General features: G+C 45.3%; 17 protein-coding genes. 5 read left to right on the top strand and 12 right to left on the bottom strand.

Annotated features, from left to right (window positions below):
- Positions 1–94: 94 nt before the first annotated feature.
- The 4 genes from HBAL_RS12790 to HBAL_RS12775 all read right to left on the bottom strand — a co-directional run bounded on the left by HBAL_RS12790 (position 95) and on the right by HBAL_RS12775 (position 4,546).
- Positions 95–583, bottom strand: a complete 489-nt coding sequence (locus HBAL_RS12790; RefSeq protein ID WP_015828365.1) for a flavin reductase family protein — start codon at positions 581–583, stop codon at positions 95–97.
- Entirely contained in the window at positions 584–1,966 is a 1,383-nt protein-coding gene (locus tag HBAL_RS12785) for a zinc-binding metallopeptidase family protein (RefSeq protein WP_015828364.1), read from the bottom strand.
- A gap of 162 nt (positions 1,967–2,128) precedes the next feature.
- Positions 2,129–3,196 (bottom strand): LLM class flavin-dependent oxidoreductase, encoded by a 1,068-nt coding sequence (locus tag HBAL_RS12780; RefSeq protein WP_015828363.1) that lies wholly within the window; start codon positions 3,194–3,196, stop codon positions 2,129–2,131.
- A gap of 27 nt (positions 3,197–3,223) precedes the next feature.
- The gene (locus HBAL_RS12775; protein WP_015828362.1) at positions 3,224–4,546 is read right to left on the bottom strand and encodes an MFS transporter; all 1,323 of its coding nucleotides are present in this window, start codon (positions 4,544–4,546) and stop codon (positions 3,224–3,226) included.
- 480 nt (positions 4,547–5,026) lie between these two features.
- Between HBAL_RS12775 and HBAL_RS12770 the strand changes: the two genes are divergently transcribed.
- Positions 5,027–5,683 (top strand): cysteine hydrolase family protein, encoded by a 657-nt coding sequence (locus HBAL_RS12770; RefSeq protein ID WP_015828361.1) that lies wholly within the window; start codon positions 5,027–5,029, stop codon positions 5,681–5,683.
- A gap of 133 nt (positions 5,684–5,816) precedes the next feature.
- Here HBAL_RS12770 and HBAL_RS16415 read toward each other — a convergent pair whose 3' ends face one another.
- The 7 genes from HBAL_RS16415 to HBAL_RS12735 form a co-directional block, all read right to left on the bottom strand.
- Positions 5,817–6,575 carry an energy transducer TonB gene (locus HBAL_RS16415; protein WP_015828360.1) on the bottom strand — a complete coding sequence of 253 codons (759 nt, stop codon included), beginning with the start codon at positions 6,573–6,575 and terminating at the stop codon, positions 5,817–5,819.
- Positions 6,572–6,991 carry an ExbD/TolR family protein gene (locus tag HBAL_RS12760; RefSeq protein ID WP_015828359.1) on the bottom strand — a complete coding sequence of 140 codons (420 nt, stop codon included), beginning with the start codon at positions 6,989–6,991 and terminating at the stop codon, positions 6,572–6,574. The genes HBAL_RS16415 and HBAL_RS12760 overlap by 4 nt, the downstream gene beginning before the upstream one ends.
- Entirely contained in the window at positions 6,988–7,389 is a 402-nt protein-coding gene (locus HBAL_RS12755) for an ExbD/TolR family protein (protein WP_015828358.1), read from the bottom strand. Before HBAL_RS12755 ends, HBAL_RS12760 begins: the two co-directional genes overlap by 4 nt.
- Positions 7,367–8,068 carry a MotA/TolQ/ExbB proton channel family protein gene (locus HBAL_RS12750; protein ID WP_015828357.1) on the bottom strand — a complete coding sequence of 234 codons (702 nt, stop codon included), beginning with the start codon at positions 8,066–8,068 and terminating at the stop codon, positions 7,367–7,369. Before HBAL_RS12750 ends, HBAL_RS12755 begins: the two co-directional genes overlap by 23 nt.
- A 36-nt stretch (positions 8,069–8,104) precedes the next feature.
- Complete coding sequence (locus tag HBAL_RS12745) at positions 8,105–8,785, bottom strand: Fe2+-dependent dioxygenase (protein ID WP_015828356.1); 681 nt, start codon at positions 8,783–8,785, stop codon at positions 8,105–8,107.
- Positions 8,786–8,850: 65 nt separating this feature from the next.
- Positions 8,851–11,061: a TonB-dependent receptor gene (locus tag HBAL_RS12740; protein WP_015828355.1), complete on the bottom strand. Its 2,211-nt coding sequence runs from the start codon at positions 11,059–11,061 to the stop codon at positions 8,851–8,853.
- 383 nt (positions 11,062–11,444) lie between these two features.
- Positions 11,445–11,909 carry a Cif family virulence factor gene (locus tag HBAL_RS12735; protein ID WP_015828354.1) on the bottom strand — a complete coding sequence of 155 codons (465 nt, stop codon included), beginning with the start codon at positions 11,907–11,909 and terminating at the stop codon, positions 11,445–11,447.
- A gap of 179 nt (positions 11,910–12,088) precedes the next feature.
- Here HBAL_RS12735 and HBAL_RS12730 point away from each other — a divergent pair, with 179 nt between their 5' ends.
- Positions 12,089–13,132, top strand: coding sequence for a PepSY-associated TM helix domain-containing protein (locus HBAL_RS12730; RefSeq protein WP_015828353.1), 1,044 nt, complete (start codon positions 12,089–12,091; stop codon positions 13,130–13,132).
- Positions 13,133–13,170: 38 nt separating this feature from the next.
- Here HBAL_RS12730 and HBAL_RS12725 read toward each other — a convergent pair whose 3' ends face one another.
- Positions 13,171–14,451 carry a putative porin gene (locus HBAL_RS12725; RefSeq protein WP_015828352.1) on the bottom strand — a complete coding sequence of 427 codons (1,281 nt, stop codon included), beginning with the start codon at positions 14,449–14,451 and terminating at the stop codon, positions 13,171–13,173.
- 501 nt (positions 14,452–14,952) lie between these two features.
- Here HBAL_RS12725 and HBAL_RS12720 point away from each other — a divergent pair.
- From HBAL_RS12720 to HBAL_RS12710, 3 genes are read left to right on the top strand one after another with little or no spacing between them, the layout of a single operon-like run.
- Positions 14,953–18,264 carry an amidohydrolase family protein gene (locus tag HBAL_RS12720; protein WP_015828351.1) on the top strand — a complete coding sequence of 1,104 codons (3,312 nt, stop codon included), beginning with the start codon at positions 14,953–14,955 and terminating at the stop codon, positions 18,262–18,264.
- 2 nt (positions 18,265–18,266) lie between these two features.
- Positions 18,267–19,181, top strand: coding sequence for a formylglycine-generating enzyme family protein (locus HBAL_RS12715; RefSeq protein WP_015828350.1), 915 nt, complete (start codon positions 18,267–18,269; stop codon positions 19,179–19,181).
- 47 nt (positions 19,182–19,228) lie between these two features.
- Positions 19,229–20,137 (top strand): right-handed parallel beta-helix repeat-containing protein, encoded by a 909-nt coding sequence (locus HBAL_RS12710; RefSeq protein WP_015828349.1) that lies wholly within the window; start codon positions 19,229–19,231, stop codon positions 20,135–20,137.
- Positions 20,138–20,152: the final 15 nt, after the last annotated feature.

The raw sequence follows: 20,152 nt of genomic DNA, 5'->3' as shown, positions 1-20,152 counted from the left end.
AGTCTACAATTTTCTATTCAAGGGTGGCTGAGATTTTCACTTCAAGGAATAGGCTGAATTAATAATTTTTAGCTTTTGATTTTATCTCACTTCATTACACAGTCGTTAGAAGTTCACCTCGAAAGTATCCTAGTGGAGAAAGTTCAGGGTTTGAATAGAGGCTCGTTATGTGACCGATGATTATGTCATGGTCCCCTGATTTAAATATATCTGCTATAGAGCATTCGAACCAAGCCAATGAGCCTTCGATAATTGGTGCACCAGATGCCATGATCTGGTGAGGGGTGGCTCCAAATGGGTTGTCGATTTTTGAAGCAAAATGACGCACAATATCCAGCTGATTTTTTGCTAAAATGTTGACACCAAATACCTTACTTTCTTTTATAAAACCCAGTGTTCGACTGTTGTGGTCCAAACTTACCATTAGAGTCGCAGGGGATGACGAAATGGAACTAAAGGCATTTACGGCAGCACCTGTTGGTGATCCGTCAGACTTTTGTGTTGTCACAACTGTTACCCCGCTCAAGAATGAGCCCATGGCAGTGCGAAATTCCATTGAAGTGTATGAAGCCATTTTATCCATTTAACGTTTGTCCAATGGGTTTGTTTCACCCCATAAAGCTGATTTTCTGGTAAGTTTATCTTCACTGGATATTTTCCCACACACAGCAATGGCTGTTAAGGCGTAAATGAGAGCACTCTTGGCCATATCTTCCGGAGTTGGTCTCCAGCGTGGCATGCCTGTCGTTATCGATGGAATGCGATGCATGTTGAATAAATTGTGATCTCTCCACATGCTCGAATATATCGGGTCAGCTCTCTTAACTTGCTCGCCAAGTGTCAGTTTAGTGGCTTCATTTACAGCTCCCACCAATGGTGCAACTTCATCATCTTTTGCTTCTTGTCCAAGCCTTACGACAACGGGTTCTATTTCGAAATCAAGGTCGGATGTTGCGCGCAAGTGTAATTCGAGGCTTTGTAAGATTTCGCTTTGCTTTTGGTTCGGGGGAAGCCCAACCTCTAAATAAAGTGAACATACTTCCGTACCAGCTCCAAATGCGTGAGGAACACCGGCGCGGATTGATGATATTTGTGTTTTGGGTAGGGCAGTTCCACCTTCACATTCGTACTTAGCGTTCTCTTCGTAATTCTTGCTCCAGTCCAAGAGTGGCTGAAGCACACCCGCCAGCTTGTAGATAGGGTTGGGGTGATCGCTGGCTTTTTCTGGGTGATTAATGGTCGGTGTGAATATGGCTTCACCAAAAAGTCGAATGCGATAAACGACATATCCGCATCCAACCCAAGTGAGTCCAAAGTCACAGCCTTCAGCTGCTATTGCATAATCAGGGGACACACCGCCATGGTGGAAGACATAGCTTGCGCCAATATCTTTCCCCATATACCCAACGCCTTCAGCTTCTTCTATGGGTTCGGGACCAATTTCTCCAGGTGTCGCAACAATTTGAAGTTTACCTGCTAGCTCAATTCCACATTTTTTGAGCGCTTTGGTCGCAATTAAGAAGCAAGCCATTGGTCCTCTGTCATTGGATATTGGGTATCCATGAAATTTTCCATCTTCCAACCAACAATTGTTCCACTCAGGGTTTTCAAGTGACTCGGGTCTAAATTTGTAAGAGTCAAGTTGGGCATCCCACATCGGGCTTTCCGTATCCAGATGTGCCGCCATAAGTAGATTTTTTCCTGTACCAAAGCCGCCATAAGTCGCAACCACATTTGGTCGCTCTGGGGTGGCACCTACTTTACGAGGCCGAAATCCTTCTTCTGTAAGCCAATCGTGAACAAAATTTGCAGCCTGAAGTTCTCCCATTGCTGGGCTAGGGATGTTTCCCAGTTCAAGAGCTAATTTAGTCAATTCTTCGCTATCGATAGCTTGTTCAAGACGAATTTTGTCTTCTTCGCTTATCGCAAAAGGGGCTTCGATAATATTACTAAATTCAGTGGGCATTTTGTGTGACTCTTGCCTAGGGGTGGTAAATTCGTTTTATGGGTCAGCTTTAGCTCAGCCATATCCGTAACTCAGGCGGAATTTCTTATTGTGCGGATTAAAATCCGACAAAGCGGGTATAGATGATAGCTCAATTTGTCAGATTTTATGGTTGCGCTAATCTTAACTTACTAATGCAGAATAGCGTTGGCGCAAGTGAGGCAGAATTTCGGCCCCTGTCATTTCTAGACCTTCTTCGTATTCTGGGTAAATCAACATGACACCATCAATTTCGCATTTTTCAACGAGTTCTTCAATTTTTTGTCGACAGGTCTCAGGAGAGCCTACAACGGTATGGTTTTGACTACATCCGGCTTTTTTCGCTGATTGCAAAAGATTGTCGCCTTGCAGCCCCCAGCTTTCCATCTGTTTCATGATGGCACCCATGTCTCGGCCTTCCTCATATTTTTGAAGACGTTTGAGAGCTTTTTCATCGGTGTCGTCATGGATGACGGTACACATCGAACACACTTTTATTGTGCGCTCGTTTTCATCAGCTATCTCACGTGCACGACGACTATAAGAGAGGCGTTGGTCCATGTCTCTTCCTGCAATGAAACAAGCATCAGCATGTTTTGTTGCGAAGTTTAAACCGCGGTCGGATTGGCCCGCAGAGATAATGTCGGGGCGTGGTCTAGAGATTGGTTTAGGCGCATGTTCACAATCTTCCATTTTAAAGTATTTACCATCAAAATCGATGTGATCTTCACTCCATAATTTTTTAATGACTGTGATCCATTCGTCTGCAAGATCATAGCGTTCGTCATGGTTTACATCTTCGCGCCAAGCCCCCATCTGCTTGAATTCATCGATGTAGGCACCAGAAACAATATTCAAACCGGCACGGCCATTCGAAATGTGATCGAGCGTTGTTACCATTTTTGCGACTACAGCGGGATTGTGAAGAAGAGAATGCATAGTTGTCCAAACCTTCACATTCTCGGTTGCCTCTGCCAAACCTGCCATCATAGTCATGGATTCCATAGATACGCCCCAGTGGTTTGTTTCACCACCAAAGCCTCGAAATTTTGACATAGACATTATGAAGTCTAGCCCAATTTTGTCCGCGAGTTGAGCAGCCTTTTTGTTTTGCTCATACAGGCCATTAAGTTCTGGCGTTGTGTTTGAAATGATCCAACCGCCATTGGCTATTGGAAGAAATACGCCAAACATTTTATCTGGAAGGGACATTGAACATTTCTCCGGATATCTAATTTATTAGTTGTTAGTCGCAGCAGTCTGAGCGTAAGGCTCGTTCTCTGGAAATTGTCTTTCTGAGGATGGTTTCAACACAGGTGGGCGCATGAAGAGCGTCATTATTCCTGTTGCTAAACTGAGTATAAATAGGATCAAGAATACTGGAACGAAACTGCCTGTTGTATCGCGAATAATACCGCCGACTAAAGGCCCGAACGCGGAAATCGCACCGCCAAGTAACATGGTTGAAAATAGTTCAAGATTGTATTTTCTGCCAAAGTAATTGAGCAACAAGATAGTGCAGCACAGTTGAACCGTTCCAAATCCAATGCCGGTACCTATCGCATACACAAAGAGGGAATGGTCCTCATGAAAGTTTGCAAGCAGTAATGTACCAATTGAGGTTGTTAATAGTGCTGCAGTAAGTAATTTTTTTGGCTCCATTCGGTCACCAAGGTATCCAGAAACGGCTCGCATTATGACTGCAACCGACGCTTCCAAACTTAGCATACCTGCTGCCATTCTGTTCGAGACGCCATTTTCCGTCAGATGTGCAACTGACAGGCTCGTAATTGTAATTAAGCACATTGTTATCAGAGCGTAACTTGCAAACAGAATGTAAAACTGAGGCGTCGCCATGGCCTGTTTTGGGGTCCAGTCTGTGTCTGTACGGTAGATCTTTCCAAAAAGATGCTGAGGGGGAGGCGGCAGTGGCGAAGGCTTATTTTTCTCTTCATCAAGTTCCGAGGCAGCGGGTTTTGAAAACTCACCTTGGAAGCCGATAATGATAGCAGTCGCGATACCAAGGATTAAGATAATTACACCTTGATACATCCAATATGAGCGCCAAGTTTCTCCTTCTACGCCCAAGGTAGTTAGCACCATCCAAGGACCTAAGACATTTCCTAGAGCTCCAAGAGTAGCATATATCCCGATAGCTGTAGATGTATGTTTGAATACGCGCGTTATGACGAAAGTTGCAGGTATCATCGTCATTGATTGGTAGGCCACACCACACATTGCAGCGCCGGCATAATAGTGAAGCAAATTTGTCGTTTTGGATAATAGCAGGAAACCAAAGAACATTAGAATTGCGCCAGCTCCAATAGTGGTTCTAACTCCAAATTTTCTAATCAAATATCTTGGCACCATCGATGAGCCGCCTGCGCAAGCGCCGAGAATGGTGAAGCCTAGACCTGCGGTTGACCAATTCCAGTGTAATTCCTGAACCATGCTAGGCAGGATGACGCCCAACGAACAAAAAGTTGCAGCGTTAATTAGAAGGTCGAGAGTGCCAAGCGCCCCAAGTTTACTGCCCGCACTCATGGAAATGCCGTTCGACATGTTGTCCATCCTGTAGGATCTTAGCGTGCCTAATCAGACCGCTTTCTGGTTTTTAACCTGACATGCTGACCAGAGAGGTTCTTGTTTCTCAGCGCACAAAATTTTATTTGTTTTGTGTCCAAGAGCACGCGGCTCGATAAAGTTGTGATCGCAATGAAGGGGGGCTGTTCTCTTTCAGGTAGATCTGGGGATGGTGTAGCTATACGGCCTATTGCTTGAAAAGATGAAGGGAGAGAGGCTTGGGGGCACTTGAAGTTGCTCGGTTCGTTTATAGCAGTGTAGCCTCAGTAATTTAGATGGCTGGATGTTGATAGCGATCTGATTTGTTGCCACTTTTTGCTATTGGAAAAAGTAATAAGTGCTTTGAAAACACCCAATATCAAGTTTTTGAACGCATTATATCAAGCAGTGATGGTCAATAGGCTTACATTTCATTGCATTGAAGTTTACCTATATCGTTCGCCAGCAAATGGAATTCCAATGATGAATGAGTTAGCCTCGGAGCTGCCACATATCGCATCGGACCAACTCAATGGTATGATTATACCGTCCAAGACTTGTCTTACAGTGGTAGATGTTCAAAAGGATTTTACCGCACCCGATGGGCTGGTTGCTCAATATGGGGCAGATATGACAACTGTCGAACCCACTATTCACCGTATCGAGAAATTGGTTGAAGCGGCAAGGAAAGTTGGTGTGACTGTTGTTCACATGAGAGTGGTGACGTCGCCGGAAACGGATTCAGAAGCGGTCAAAAAATTGTATGAGCGTCGTGGAATGCCGGGTGGTCAAGCAATTTGCCGCAAGGGTGAAGGGGACGTTTATTACCGCATTTTCCCAGAAGTTGGAGATATCGAGATACCCAAACTTATGTTCAATGGCTTTCATGACACTGAACTTGAAAGCAAGCTTAGGAAACAGGGCATCGATACAATGTTATTCACTGGGTTTACAACAGATTGCTGCGTATTTTCGACAGCTAATGACGCATTTCATAGGAATTTCAATACATTTATTGTTTCAGACGCTTGCTCTGCTTATGAGCCTGAACTTCATCTAAGTGCTCTTGAAATTATGCAGAAAAACTTCGCCTTATTAATCCATACTGAGGATGTTCTCGCAAGTTGGAAAATATGAATTCTATAAAAGAAACATCTAAAACGGCGATGTCTGACCAAAGTTAAATGGACTTTACTGGGCTGAAATTCAAGCAAATTTCTAATATCAAGGCGTGACGAAATTTCTGTAGGTCATACATTTAAATGTTTATCTATTTGATTGTAAAAGCAATTGGCACGACAAAGGTTAAGTCGGTAGCGAGGAGCTTTTGAGGTGGTGCAGGGACGGGGGAGGCCTTCTGCAATAGGCTTAGGGTCGCCTTATCTAAAATAGAGAAACCGCAACTTTTTTCAATTCGCTTTTCTAGGATATTGCCCTGTTGGTCTATTTTGAACCAAACCTTCACGACACCCTCTTGATGGCGTGCACGCGCTTGGTGCGGGTATCTTTTGTGTTTCAGGAACCAAGCTTGAAGCAGTCCAGCATAGCTCGCTTGCTCTTTTTTGACGCCATTGGGAACTCCGAATTTTGGTGGTTTTGAAGCTTTGTTTGCAGTTGTGTTTCCTCCAGTTTTAACTGGCTGTGCCGTTGTCTTAGTGGAAGCCGAAATTGCTTGTGTCACTGTCGGTTCAGGTGCAGCAGTCAGTGTACTTGCTACTATTGGCTCTGCGGGGGGTAAAATGGGAGCGGTAGTGGTTGGAACTTTCGTAGCCGGCTTGGGTGATGGTTGAGGTGGCGGTTGCACTGGTGGAGGTGGTGGTGCAGGTGGTTCTTCAATTTGCTCTGGTTCAGTGGTCTCTTCGATCGCGCCTTCTAGAGAACCTAAAGGCATTAGCAGTATTTCATGCTCAACAACGGGTAATGCCGGCGACGCAGCACTTGGCGAAGAAGAAAACCCCAACAATGCAGCACTATGCGCAATAACTGCGCCTGCAAAAGCAACGCTCCAGATAATATGTTTCTGGTTCATGGTGCTTCCTTAACACGCGTGGTGAGTTTTACCTGTGATGACCCAGCCTGACGAAGCGTTTCCAATATGTCGATTACCTTTGTGGAATCAATGTTCTTGTCGGCTACTATCCGTACAGATTTTTCAGGATGGTTGGTGATTATGGCAGTTAACTTCGTTTTGAAAATGGTATCATCAAGCAAATCATCATCTAAAGCGAGTTGGCCATTTTCAGCGATGAAAATCGTTAAGTCTGAGTTTTCACTTTCAATTTCCGCAATGGAAGCGGGAGGATCAACTTCTACTGGCTCTACATCCTTGATAACACCTGCCACAAGGAAGAAAATTAATAGCAAGAAAACAATGTTGATTAGAGGCATAATGCGATCATCAATGCTCGCTGATTGTGCAGTATTCTGACTGGTGGAAAGTTTCATTGTGTAACCTCCACAGTTTGCAGTGCAATAGCTCGTCCTCCGGATGCCTTTAAGGCGTCCATGACTTCCACAGTCGCGGCCAATGGCACGCCTTCACCTATGGACAGATTAACAGGATCTCCAGAAGTAAGACGTGCATTCAGTAAGTCATGAATATCATCTAGCGTTAATAACTGTCCCTCAAATGTCAGACCGTCTTTGTTCAGCTCAAGATGGATTACTTCGTCAGTCGTATCTCTCACTGATGAAATGGAGGGTGTTGCTAGATCCATATTACGCCGTACCACGAATGTAGAGGTTAGCATGAAAAACAACAAAAGGATGAAGACAACGTCGATCAGTGGCGTCATCGAAATACGTGAACTGGATGGCTTGTTATTTAGCTGCGCGAATTTCATTGGAGATGTTCTCATTGCGGTGCGTCAGATCAGGTGTAAAGATACGAGTCACAGCGTCTTCAGTACGGTGTGCCGTATGTTGAATTGCGCGTTCAAACCAACTGGAAACTGCCACAACGGGTATTGCCACGATCAATCCGGCAGCAGTGGTCAAAAGGGCTGCCCAGATACCGCCAGATAGGATGGCTGGATCGACGTTGCGGCCCGCGGCTTCCATGGCGCGAAATGCTTGGATCATTCCCATGACGGTTCCCAATAGGCCGAGAAGAGGAGAAAGTGAGCCGATCAGGTCTAGAATGCTAATTTGTGATTTTAGTCCGTAAATGCCTAAGCTTGCAACGCGTTCGACTTCTTCGCGGACGATTTCGTCGCTTGCATCTGGACGCATATTGCCACGAATAGCCGTTGCCACTGCTATGGAGGTAGGGTCTTTGGCTCCTTGAACAGCTGCCAGCGCTTCGGTTTTGTTTCCATCACGGTAAAGTTGAATTGCGCGTTCGATATGCTCTGTTTTTCCAATCCCCAGTAAAACAAATTGTATAAGCTTGTAGATGATTATTGTCAGCGCAATGATTGACAACACGATCAACAGCCAAACGACGGGACCACCTGTGATCATTAGGTCGAGCGCACCGCCTGATTTGCTAGTGTCGGCTATAATTGCTTGTGTCGGTTCCATTTCTAATGGCCTTTCTCGACGGTATTTAAATGCAGATCAGACAGTAGCCCATCTGCGCACGAGATTGTGGTAGACGCCCGTGAGCTGGACGATCGAAGGATGGTCAGGATTGCTTGCGGTTAATGCCTGGATAGACCTATCCATATCAAATAAAAGAGTTCGCTGGCCATCATCACGTACCATGCTTTGGAGCCAGAAGAATGAGGCAACCCTTACGCCACGGGTGACTGGTGTGACACGGTGCAGACTTGTGGAGGGGTACAAAATCATATCGCCTGCATCCAGCTTAATGGAATGGGATCCGTAAGTGTCATCTATTATCAACTCACCACCATCATAGCTATCAGGTTCAGCTAAGAACAGGGTGGCGGAAAGGTCTGTGCGAATACGAAAATCACTATTTGGAAGAGGGCGGATTGAGTTGTCGACATGATTGCCAAAATTCTGGCCGCCCGCATAACGATTAAACAAAGGCGGATAGACCTTATGTGGTAACGCTGCGGATATGAAGAGTGGGTTGGTCTGGAGTGCGTCCAGAATGATATTACCTGCTTGCTGGGCTTGCAAAGTGTCACCAGCCAATTGTTCATTCTGCTTTGCCAGTGCAGCTTGACTTCCTGAGGTTACATTCCCATCAACCCAGTTTGCGCCATCGATGAGATGGCGCATTTCGGAGACTTGCGTTTTGGATAAAACGTCCGGTATTCGAACCAGCATTTACATTGTACTCGTCAGTAAAAGATCAGGACCACAGTGTCTATACGGTGGTCCTGATCTAAGGATCAGTATTTAAATTTCAGACTTGCGATAACAGTTCGTCCGGCCGCGACTGTTGCCATGTGCGTGGAATAGACACGTTCGAAATAACGTTCGTCGAACAAGTTATTCATATTGAGCTGAAAGGCAATATTGTCTGTGAAATCGTAGGATGCCATTGCATCAAAACGCCAGTAATCATCCACACTTTTTGTGTTTGCTGTATTACCGAAACGTTCAGACATATAGCTTGCGCCGCCACCAATCTGAGCTTTTTCAAACAGGTCGTAAGTCGTCCAAATTGTGAAGCTGTGTTCAGGTGTGTTTGGCATCTTGTTACCAACTTGGTCGGTATTAACCGGGCCGGCATCAATGATTTCTGAATTCAGATAGCTGTATCCTGAAAATATACCCCAGTTGGATGTAATGTTACCTGAAGCGCTTAGTTCGATACCATCCACACGCTGTTCACCAATAGCTTGTTGGGGAGCACCGCGGCCTGCTGCAGTTGCCACGTGGCCGTCTAGTATCTCATTACGGAAGATGGCGGCGTTTAGTGCTATATCACCTGAGCCGGGTTCCCATTTTACACCGATTTCGTAATTGCGGTTTTGCTCAGGTTTTAGGTCCTGATTTGTCGTTGAGATATTGTCGCCACCATCACCAATTGTCACACCTGATGGCGTGGCAGCTGTGGCGAAGGATGCATATACGCTTGTGTTATTAGCAGGCTTGTAAACAACACCAGCTTGATAGCTTATGATGGTTTCGGAATTTGATAGATCAGTCGAAGTTTCTGTTTCGAAGTCATCCATTCTTACGCCAAGGTTCACGACCCATTTGTCTGAGACAGTGATGGAGTCAAAGATATAAGCTCCAATTGTGTCGGCAGTTGTGTTGGTCGGGGTGCCAAGTGTATATGTTCCAGTCCATGGGTCGTTTGGGTTAGGTGCGTACAGATCGGTACAATTATACCCGCTTGCTTCACCTGCACCAAACTGATCACAACCACCTCGAGGAATGCTTACGCCGCCGGGAGCTGTTGTATCAACTGAATAGGTCGCTCTGTCGGTTTCTTCACTGGTGAATTCAATACCAGTAGACAGGCTGTGAGAAAGAGAACCTGTGTCAAACCAAGCTTGTAGATCAGTTTGGTTGGTGAAGGTGTCTGTGGTTGAATTGGTTGATTTTGGGCTTCGGTAGACTAGTCCATTTACGACATTGCCTTGAGAATCGTCTGGGTTACTGGCTATGTATGCAAGGCTAGACGTCATAACCCGCGTAATATTGCGCAGGCGTAGATTGTCATTCAGGTCATGGCTGATTTCTAGCTGTCCTGAGTCAAGTTCCGTCTCGTGAAAGTCACGGTTTAATAGCCCATAGAAATTGTCTAGGTTGATGCCTTCTACGGGTTTGCCTGTCGTGGTATCGAGTGGAACACCGTAATCGATGATGCCGTCAGACTCGTAATGAGAGTAGCTTGCTGTTACTTTTGTAGGACCATTGAAGCCCCATGCAATGGACGGTGCTATTCCCCAACGGTCGTCATAAACGCCATCACGTCCAGCTATTTCTGAGTCATGTCCCAACAGGTTCAGCCGTACAGCTAGGTTGTCAGTCAATGCCTTATTCACGTCTACTGTGCCACGCAAATAATCGGCATTTCCGGCACCAATAGAACCTGCTATGAAGTCTTCAGCTTTAGGCGTTTTTGTAACCAGGTTTAAGCTACCCCCAGCTGCACCGCGACCAGCGAGCGGTCCGCTGGCACCGCGCACAACTTCAATCTGTTCGAGATTGAAAGTATCACGCGACTGTGAGCTTGAATCGCGTAGACCGTCGACGAGAATACCGGCTGTCGATTCAGCACCGCGAATAAATGGGCGGTCAGCCAATGGCGCTCCACCTTCACCCATTGCCATGGTAATGCCAGGAACTGTGCGTAGTGCGTCTGCTAGCGATGTTGCACCAGTTTCTTGTAAAATTTCTTCTGTCACCACAGTAACAGAGCGGGGCGTATCAATTAGCGGCGCTGTGTATTTGGGAGATTCAGGTTCAGCCCTGTATTCAGATGCGGTCGTGTCAATCGCGACTTCGCCAACTTCTACGGGTTCTGATTGAGCCGGTGGCTGAGTTTGAGCCTGAGCGGTCAATGGAATCATCACCAGCCCAAGAGTTGTTGTCGCCAATAGCGTATTGAAATTTCTAATGCCGTTATTGGCTGCCTTGCTTTGCATAGTCCCGTCCTTTAAAACACTGTGTGTAAATGCGAACTAATTGCAAGATAGGTTTTTATCAAGTGCTTTTGCGAATTATTCTTAATTTGTGTGGGTTTTGTGTTGAGAAGGACACAATTAGATTCGGTTAAGACAAAGCCAATTGGTCTATGTTTTAGGAATGGGGCTGTTGATTAGCTAACGAAAATTTGCTGCCATTCTTTCAGATTAGTGTCGTAATTTTGTTTGAAATTTGTGCGTGGAGTGTCGTGCCTCTCCAGCTTTTAAGTGATTTTAAGTATAACGGTTTCAGGCGTTCTTTAGTGGTGGAAGCAGGCTTTAAGGCTCCAACCTAGCTAATCTAGGTTGGAGGTTTTTTGTAATCTCTAAGTTAGAATTATTGCTTATTCAGCTACTGGATCATCAACGGCGACGTCAGTCACTATCTTCCATTCACCATTCACTTTGCGCCAGACCGTGACGTAATTTCCAGCTGTTGTTGAATCGTCGATGGAGAAGGTGCCCCAAGTTATGCCGAGGTCTCCGCTGGCAGCAGCCATGGCACCGATTGGGCCCCAGTGAACAGGGGAAGGTGCAGTATCCAGCTGGCGCTCTGCCATGATAGATGCTTCATCTGTTAGGAAGCCTTCACCAGCTTCGATCATGAAGGCTGTTTCAAAATCGATAAATGCTTCAGAAGCGGATTTGTATCCATTTTGTAGATTGTGCGCATCATAGGCTTTGTCTGCTGCGATAAGTGATTGCTCAATACTCGCGGGAGATTGGTTCGTCACACTCGCACATCCAGCGAGTCCAGCAAGGATGGCTGTACAGGCTAAATAACGACAAGATTTGGCAAATTTAATCATTTTGAGGCTCCACTGAAAACGACATGGTAGAATTGAAAAATGGCTTGCCGAAGATGTGTTCAGGAGCTTATCTGGTGCGGTTAATGCACCATTGCGCATCAATTTGATGTCTATATCGCGTCTGGTTTTGTGTGAGAGCAATATTGCAACTTGTATCCAAGACTGACGGAGAAATTGCGATGTTGAAATGGGTTATGAAGGCGCATAGATGGATGAGCCTAATATTCGCAGGGTTTTGGCTCCTTCAAGCGGTTACGGGTACGCTGATTAGTTTTCGAGGCAATATTGATGACTTTGCTTTGGGAGCAGAGGTAACTTCTATTATTCCTGAAAAATTAGGTGCAAGGGTTGATGCCTTGCAAAGTGATGGTGCCACTGTTTGGTCAATGTGGTCATCGGGTGGGGTACAAGGTCAATTTGATATTTATTACACCAAAGATGACACTGACTATACGCTGCGTGTGAATGGAGAAGGCGAGGATTTAAGGCATCGCCCAGACTCAAACCTTTATTCAGATGGTGCTTTGTTTGAGACGCTCACACAATTTCACAAAAACATGTTTCTTGGCGCGCTTGGGTATACGATTTTCTCGATTTCAGCTGTGCTGTTGATTACGAATATTGTGTTTGGATTCGTGTATGGTTGGAAACACCGCAAAAAGCTCAATCATCTGGCTAAGGTTGGGAAAGCTGGAAGCGTGGCTAAATTAAAGGGCCTGCACTGGGAAATTGGTTTATGGGGTGCACCATTGGCTATCGTATTGGTTACTTTTGGATTTCTCTTGTCAAATTCAGATGTGGTTGATTCTTGGGTGGCAGCTGATTTACCAGAGACTGTCGCTCAACCTTCGGAAGGTCGCACTATCAACTCAGGGGAAGCTCTTGAGGTTGTCAGCTCTCTCTATGACCTTGAGACGCTCTCAGCCTTTAAACCAATAAATGCGCATCGGGATTATTTCGAAGTTCGTGTAAAAGCGCCCAGTGAAATGCCGCGTTTATATGGTGCATCCACAGTGCGTATAGGCGGCGATGGTCAAGTGCTACTCAATAATGACGCATCGAAAGCGGGAGCCGGACAGCAGTTCGCCAATGCATTATATCCAGCGCACACAGGTCAGATTCTTGGGCTTCCTGGCCGTGTCCTAAATTTTATGGTTGGAATTTGGTTGCTGGTAATGATGTTTCTTGGGTTATCTTCTTGGTTTAAACGAAAAGCAAATTAAACCAAGAAGATAACGAATTTTACGGACAGGCGAATTTATTAGAAGTTGATGATGAAGTTAAACCTTACTCGGTCTTGCCAATCGGTATCTTCGCCTGTTTTTAAGTACAGTTCATTTAAGCGGCGATAATGGTAGACTGATGCGCTCAATTGCATCATTTTATCGAGCTGGTAAGCGAACGAAAGTTTGTGCGCTTCGTAATTTGTGCCGTATCTGAAATTATCATTTGAGAAGGCAGAAAATACAGCGTCGACTTCAGCTTGTCCGTATCCGTAGCCGAATTTCATGTCTTTGGGAGCTGATGTTTTTCCTACGCTTAAATCGACCCCATAGGCTGTATCATCATCGACAGCAGACCCGAAATTTTGAACAATATTTGCGTTGAAATTAATGGGCCAGTTCTCGTTGGGGCCGATCCATTTAAAGGATGCGAGAACGTCCAAAATATCAAAGTCGGATAGATATTGTCCGTCGACATCTAGAAGATTGTCACGGGTATCTCCCGAGTTTGCGCCTTCCATGCTTTCAATTTCGTAGTCGTAATATGCTGCATTTAAGCCAAATGCGTAATTGGATGCGAGCTTTGCTTCATAACTAAGCTGACCACCAATCATTGATGAGTCTTCGCCGGTGGCATTCTCGTCAATTAGAAACAAAAGGCTTGAAAATGATAGTTTTTGGGCTTCGCTTTCCAAAAGATCAGATTGCAGGGAGAGACCGGTTGGATACACATCTCCATCCCACACAAGGTCGGTCTTCTTAAAAGGCATTGGAATTTTACCAGCCCTGAAAGTCGCAAGATCAGTTGAGTATTCAATAAATGCTTGGCTTAAGCTTATTTGTAGGTCGTCCGCAAATTCGTCTACAGTCAGATACCCAGAGTTTGGATCATCAGGGTCACCAGTTTCGAGCATCGCACCAAGTTTGATCGCGTCTGAAACTTGATAATCACCCCTTAAACGTGCTCGCATTACGGCGCGCTCTCTATCGATTTTATTGGGCGAATTATAATTGCCTTCAAACCGTGTAAAGAAGTCTCCGCTGACTAAAAGTTTAGGCGTTTGATCCTGCTGCAATGTTTCTTGGGAAGTGTTCTTTTGGGCTGGTAGAGTGTCGAGTTGGGTATCTTGTCGAGTGGTGTTTTGTATCAAAGCTTCTAAGTTTGAAATGCGAGACTGCGTTTCTGTCTGAATGGATTTTAAGTGTTCAATCTCGGCAAGGACTGATTGCAGCTCAGATGGGGTAACGTTGTTTTGTGCTTGAGCAGACATTGGAAGAATACTGAGTAAGCCTAGCAGTGTTGCAAATTTATACGTCATTCTCTTACTCCAACTATACGTGTTTAACTCATGTCGAACGCAAGTTGATAGGAGACTATCCGGTGCAGGTTCAAGTCTGCTGAATACAACCTAAAAGCATACTTTTTTGCCGTGTGGTTCAAAATATTTGGTTGCTGAGTGTAGTTTAAATTATTGTTTTATATCAATAATATTTTGTTTGTGTGTCGCTGCTGGGAAATAAATTTTCGTTGCAGATGGTGCAAAGCTCACATGTGCCAAGGATAGATTTGTCACCATCAATTTTGAAGAAAATAGATAAGGCTTGGCGCTATAAATTATAATGGTGTGTATAACTCACCACAGCTTGCTCGATACGCAACTTATGTGTGAGTTGGTACGCTGATTAGCATATAAAATGTCTTGCTGCGTCATATATGGGCGCACCGTATAAAAGCGCACAATAAACGCAAAATCATGAATGATGATACGGGGGAGGGTGAGATACAAAACTAATTGTGCTGTATCGCTGTGGAGGATTTGGTGTTTTTACGGTTTATTGTGATATTTGTTGCGTGGGCTTCAGCTTGCACAGCATATGCGGAGCAAACACCCAAGAATGTTAGTTTTGAGCTAGAAGAAGGAAGCTGGATGAGTCTGGATATTAGTCCGGACGGAAAGTGGATTGCGTTCGACTTGCTCAATGACATTTACATCATGTCAGCGGAGGGCGGAGAAGCAAAAGCTATCCTATCTGGCCCAGCTACTCAGAAAAGCCCTCAATTTAGCAGTGACGGCAAAACGCTAGCTTACATTAGTGACGCTTCAGGTCATGATAATATTTGGACAGCTAGCGTTAAAGGCAAAAAACGCAAGCAGATTAGTTTTGAGGAGCGTGATATTATATCATCTCCTGCTTGGTCGCCATCTGATGAGGCGATAATTGCTGTTGTGCGGGAGCCGGAAGCTAGCAAGGTATATTCCTCGACTATTCGGGAATATTATGTTGATGGCAGCGAACCAAAACATATGGTTGATGCACCGGGCGGTCGCCGCGATGTGCAAGAGCCGCGTTACTCACCAGATGGCGAATACCTCTACTACACGCAGCGCGTGGGAGGGGATCATTACGTTTATGTGAACACAGGGCTGAAAAACTTCAACGTTATGCGAGCGCCATTGAAAATTGATATGGAAAAGCTCAAGTCCAAAGGGCATTATGATGCGGGTCGTGAAAACGATGGAAGAGGTAAGAAACGTAAGCTTCACCATAAGCGCAAGCCCGGGCATTTAGCGCGACCATACATATCTGGCTTTGGTAGCGCGACGACAGCAGAAGTGTCGCCGGATGGACAGAAAATAGCGTTTATTCGTCGTCACAAAGCTCAGACAGTCCTGTTCACATTCGACACTGAAACGCGTCGTCAGACACCGGTCTATTCTGAGTTAAGCCGCGACCTGCAAAGTGATTATCTACCGCAAGAGCATTACTATCCTTCCTATGCTTGGTTTCCTGATAACCGTCATATTGCCATTTGGTCTAAAGGGAAAATTTTGCGCATAGACATGGAGAATGGTGATGCTTCAACAATTCCCTTTAAGCTGACTTCCAAACATGAAATTCAACCACCAATCCGTGTTCAGCAAGATCTTGCGCCGGAAACTGTCGATGTGAAGACGATACGTAATCCAGTTTGGATTGCAGACGATAAAATTGTGGTTTTCAGAGCGCTTAGTAAGCTTTGGCAAAAAGACCTGACCAATAACACGCCAATCACTGCTTTTACAGGTGAGGACAAAAGCGAGTTTGAACCCGCGCTTTCATTTGACCGTGATGAGTTGGTATATGTTTCATGGGATGACGAAACGGGAAGCGAGCTACGTTATCGCGATCTGAAAACCGGACAAGAGACAGTGCTTGTGTCCACGCCAGGCACTATTCGCGACCCCGTATTTTCACATTCGGGAAAATTGCTTGCTTATCGCATAATGCCAGCTGACCCTTCCATGAGTGCTCCGGGACCAGAAGCAGGCATCTATACCTATACATTTGAAACTGAAGAGATTGATTTCGTCGAAGAAGCTGACAAGCTGCTGCAATTCTCAAAAGATGACAGTAAGCTATATTATATTGGCGCTGGGCGCGGCCGCGACAAGAAAGAAGGATTGTTCAGCGTTTCGCTCAATGGTGAAAACCAAGAGGAACACGCTTATACGACCAGCTATAATGTGCGCGATTTAGACATTAGCCCAGATGAAAAATGGCTGGCTTTTAAAGACAATAATGACCTTTTTATTGCGCCATTTAAAAAGTCAGATGAAGCTTGGGAAGTTTCAGAAATAGATACTGAAAATGCGAAAATGATTGCGCCACTTGGTGGATATGATTTGAGCTGGAGCAATGATGGCTTAACACTACGTTGGACTTTTGGGCCAACAATTTGTGAAATCAACTTGCCAGCCAAAGCAGAAGCCACATGTGATCTTGATCTTGGCTTTAGCGTTGAGGCACCTGAGGAAAAAGGATTGTTCGCTTTTGTTGGTGGTCGTGTCATCCCAATTGAAGGGGATGTCATAGAAAATGGTGTGGTTGTCGTTGAAGGCAATAAAATCAAGCTATTTGGCCGCCAAGAGGATGTTGCAATTCCAGACGAAGCACAGATTGTAGACATCACAGGCAAAACGATCATGCCGGGCTTTCTGGACGCGCATGGCCACATAGATTGTTGTTATGGCGTAGATGTTATGCCGCAAAAGCATGCTGGGCGCTATGCAGCTTTGGCTTATGGGGTAACAACGAATTTTGACCCATATTCCAATGATCAGCTTAGCTATGAAGCCGGTGAAATGACTGCTGCAGGGCAGCTCGTGGGGCCGCGTTGGTTCTCATCAGCTCAAGTTATCCACGGTGTCGAAGGACGCTGGGGCGGTGTCTATCACGAGTTTAATTCGTTGGATGAAGCACGAGACATCATGACTTTGCGCAAAGCCATGGGGCCATCTGTATTAAAGACATATAAATTTCCATCGCGCCAGAAACGTCAGTGGTTGGTTAAAGCAGCACGTGAAGCTGGGTATATGGTGGATGCTGAGGGAGCAGGGCAGTTTTATACGAATATAAGTATGCTGCTGGATGGTCATACAAATCTTGAACACAATTTGCCGGTGGATACTTATTATAAGGATTTGCAAGAGCTGTTTAAGGCTTCTGAAGTTTCAGCAACACCAACTTTGATCGTTGTTTTTGGGGCTTTGTTTGGAGAAAACTACATCTACCAGAATTTTGAGTTCGACGATGAAGTTAAAATCAAGAACTTCGTGCCGGATGTGAATAATTCGTACAATCCGATTACAGGCGCAGGTGGCGCGCCACTGCATGTAAGATGTATGCACAGCATTAAAGCGAGTGACACTGTTTATGATGTTGGGTTCCGATCAGTCGCGAGAACATATGCAGAGTTAGATCGTCAAGGTGTACCAGTGAATGTTGGTTCTCATGGTCAGGTTTCTGGGCTGGCTATCCACTGGGAAATGATCCTGATGGCGCAGGGCGGCATGACGCCAGAGAGAATTCTGCGTGCGGCGACAATAAATGGTGCTCGCTCCTTTGGGTTGGATCATCAGCTTGGTTCTATCAAAGAAGGCAAGCTCGCTGATTTAATTGTTCTTGATGAAAACCCTCTGGAAAATATTGAAAACACAAATTCTGTTTCGATGACGATGATTAATGGTCGACTATTTGATGCAGAAACGATGCAGGAGATCGGTCCTGACGCGAAGCCGCGTTCCAAGTTTTACTGGGAATTGCAAGACACCAATGGAATCGACTGGAACCCTGCATGGGGTGGAGAATAATCATGAGAAAACTACTTATTGCATCGACATCAATTGTCTTGATTTCAGCGTGTGAAGTTAAAACAGAGCAACCTACTGAAACGGTGGAAATGCAAGCAGTTGCGCCGATTGAAATGGCGCAAGGTGATTGCGAATTATGTCCAGATATGTCGGTTGTACAGCCGGCATCCTTCGAGATGGGGGATTGGAAAGATCGCGGCTATGGCATGGTTGAAGGTCCGAAACACACGGTGAGTTTTACCAATGCTTTTGAAATAGCAAAACATGAGGTGACAATCGCCCAGTTCCGCGCATTCATAGAAGATTCCGGTTATGTGTCTGAGAAAAAGTGTATGATTTACACAGACACTGAGAGTTGGCATGTTAGCGAGAGTCGCAGCTGGCAAAATCCGGGTTTTCCTCAAGAAGCAGATCATCCTGTTGTGTGCGTCAGCTTGGAAGATACGCAAGCATATATTGGGTGGCTTAATGAAAAAACAGGGCACACCTATCGTCTGACTTCCGAAGCTGAATGGGAATATTTAGCTGCGCATGGCGGGATCGAGGAAGAGAACGGTGAAGTTACCCATAATGTCGCTAATATAGGACAGTCGGAATGCTGTGGCGGTAAAGTAGAGGGTGCTGATCAGTGGCAATACACTGCTCCAGTGGGCTCGTTTTCAAATGATGTTTTCGGTATTTACGATATCCGAGGAAATGCATGGGAATGGCAAGCGGATTGTTTTGCTGAGAGCTATGATGGTGCGCCAGCTGATGGCAGTATCCGTAGCGGATGTGAGAATACTGTGGAACGTGTGGTGCGCGGCGGTGGTTATGCTGATGGCGGTGAATATATGGACCCGCACTTCCGGCTGCCGGGTAAGCTTGCCAACGGATATTTTACGGTCGGTTTCCGAGTCGCGCGTGATTTGAACTAAGTTATCTCACCTAATTCTAAAGAATGTACATTTAAAGGAATAAGCATATGAAGCGGTTTTTTACGGCTGCACTTGGTGTGTCTTGTCTTGCGCTAACTGCATGTAATGACGAGGTGAAAGCACCTGTTGAAGTTGCGCAGAAAGAAACGACTAGCATCAATGTTTGTGTGGAAGAAAGCGAAGAATTTACCTGTGATAAGATAGGTAGTTCGGGACTTCAATCTGCGCTCGTTGAGGCGGAAAGTGGTTCAATGATTTTGGTGCATCCAGGGGATTATATAGCATCTTCATTTTCAGATACGCCATTTCAAGACATTGAAGTGCGTGCGTTTTTGAAAGCTGAAGATAAAGCTTTGACGATTGTGTTTGAAGACGGGGCCGTCATTAAGCCTAATGATGAATTTGCGTCTAGCGCGATGTTAGCTGTAAATGCAGATCTGACTATTGATGGTTTGACAATAGAAGGTTTTCGCTATGGTGAAGCCGAAGATGACTATTATGATGGTCACGGGCTGTTTGTTATCGGCGGTGAAGTGAATTTACAGAATGCTTCTATGCGAGATATTGAAAAAATGTCGCTGACTGGCCGTAATGATGCAGTTTTGAATGTTCAAAATCTCTCCATCTCAGACTCTCACATGGGAGTTTGGCTTGAAGAAGAAGCACGTATGGTGATGTCGGACAGCAAGATTGTGGGTATTGAATCCGCAGGGATTGCTGCTTACGATACAAGTGTTGTGACGGTAACTGACAGCCTTTTTGAGCGCGCTGAGGATGATGCTCTTTACACGGAAAATGAAGCTAAGATCACGGCCAGCAATGTTGTTTTACGCAACAATTCCCCTTATGCAGCGCGTGCTGCTGATGCGAGTTCTATCATTCTTTCTGAAGTGATGTTTGAAGATAACGAAGCTGATACTGGTGAGGAAGGTGAGGGCACCGTTCAAGTGAATTGAACGGTGCGTAAACAG

It is taken from the genome of Hirschia baltica ATCC 49814, from assembly GCF_000023785.1.
Lineage (GTDB): Bacteria > Pseudomonadota > Alphaproteobacteria > Caulobacterales > Hyphomonadaceae > Hirschia > Hirschia baltica.
The sequence above is the reverse complement of the archived record's forward strand: the minus strand, read 5'-3'. Positions and strand labels throughout refer to the sequence as shown.

Excerpts from the sequence above, each read along its gene's own strand:
- HBAL_RS12755 (WP_015828358.1), bottom strand. The coding sequence starts at position 7,389 with ATGAAATTCGCGCAGCTAAATAACAAGCCATCCAGTTCACGTATTTCG.
- HBAL_RS12730 (WP_015828353.1), top strand. The coding sequence starts at position 12,089 with ATGTTGAAATGGGTTATGAAGGCGCATAGATGGATGAGCCTAATATTC.
- HBAL_RS12750 (WP_015828357.1), bottom strand. The coding sequence starts at position 8,068 with ATGGAACCGACACAAGCAATTATAGCCGACACTAGCAAATCAGGCGGT.
- HBAL_RS12710 (WP_015828349.1), top strand. The coding sequence starts at position 19,229 with ATGAAGCGGTTTTTTACGGCTGCACTTGGTGTGTCTTGTCTTGCGCTA.
- HBAL_RS12715 (WP_015828350.1), top strand. The coding sequence starts at position 18,267 with ATGAGAAAACTACTTATTGCATCGACATCAATTGTCTTGATTTCAGCG.
- HBAL_RS12785 (WP_015828364.1), bottom strand. The coding sequence starts at position 1,966 with ATGCCCACTGAATTTAGTAATATTATCGAAGCCCCTTTTGCGATAAGC.
- HBAL_RS12745 (WP_015828356.1), bottom strand. The coding sequence starts at position 8,785 with ATGCTGGTTCGAATACCGGACGTTTTATCCAAAACGCAAGTCTCCGAA.
- HBAL_RS12790 (WP_015828365.1), bottom strand. The coding sequence starts at position 583 with ATGGATAAAATGGCTTCATACACTTCAATGGAATTTCGCACTGCCATG.
- HBAL_RS12740 (WP_015828355.1), bottom strand. The coding sequence starts at position 11,061 with ATGCAAAGCAAGGCAGCCAATAACGGCATTAGAAATTTCAATACGCTA.
- HBAL_RS12780 (WP_015828363.1), bottom strand. The coding sequence starts at position 3,196 with ATGTCCCTTCCAGATAAAATGTTTGGCGTATTTCTTCCAATAGCCAAT.
- HBAL_RS12775 (WP_015828362.1), bottom strand. The coding sequence starts at position 4,546 with ATGTCGAACGGCATTTCCATGAGTGCGGGCAGTAAACTTGGGGCGCTT.
- HBAL_RS12760 (WP_015828359.1), bottom strand. The coding sequence starts at position 6,991 with ATGAAACTTTCCACCAGTCAGAATACTGCACAATCAGCGAGCATTGAT.
- HBAL_RS12770 (WP_015828361.1), top strand. The coding sequence starts at position 5,027 with ATGATGAATGAGTTAGCCTCGGAGCTGCCACATATCGCATCGGACCAA.
- HBAL_RS16415 (WP_015828360.1), bottom strand. The coding sequence starts at position 6,575 with ATGAACCAGAAACATATTATCTGGAGCGTTGCTTTTGCAGGCGCAGTT.
- HBAL_RS12725 (WP_015828352.1), bottom strand. The coding sequence starts at position 14,451 with ATGACGTATAAATTTGCAACACTGCTAGGCTTACTCAGTATTCTTCCA.
- HBAL_RS12735 (WP_015828354.1), bottom strand. The coding sequence starts at position 11,909 with ATGATTAAATTTGCCAAATCTTGTCGTTATTTAGCCTGTACAGCCATC.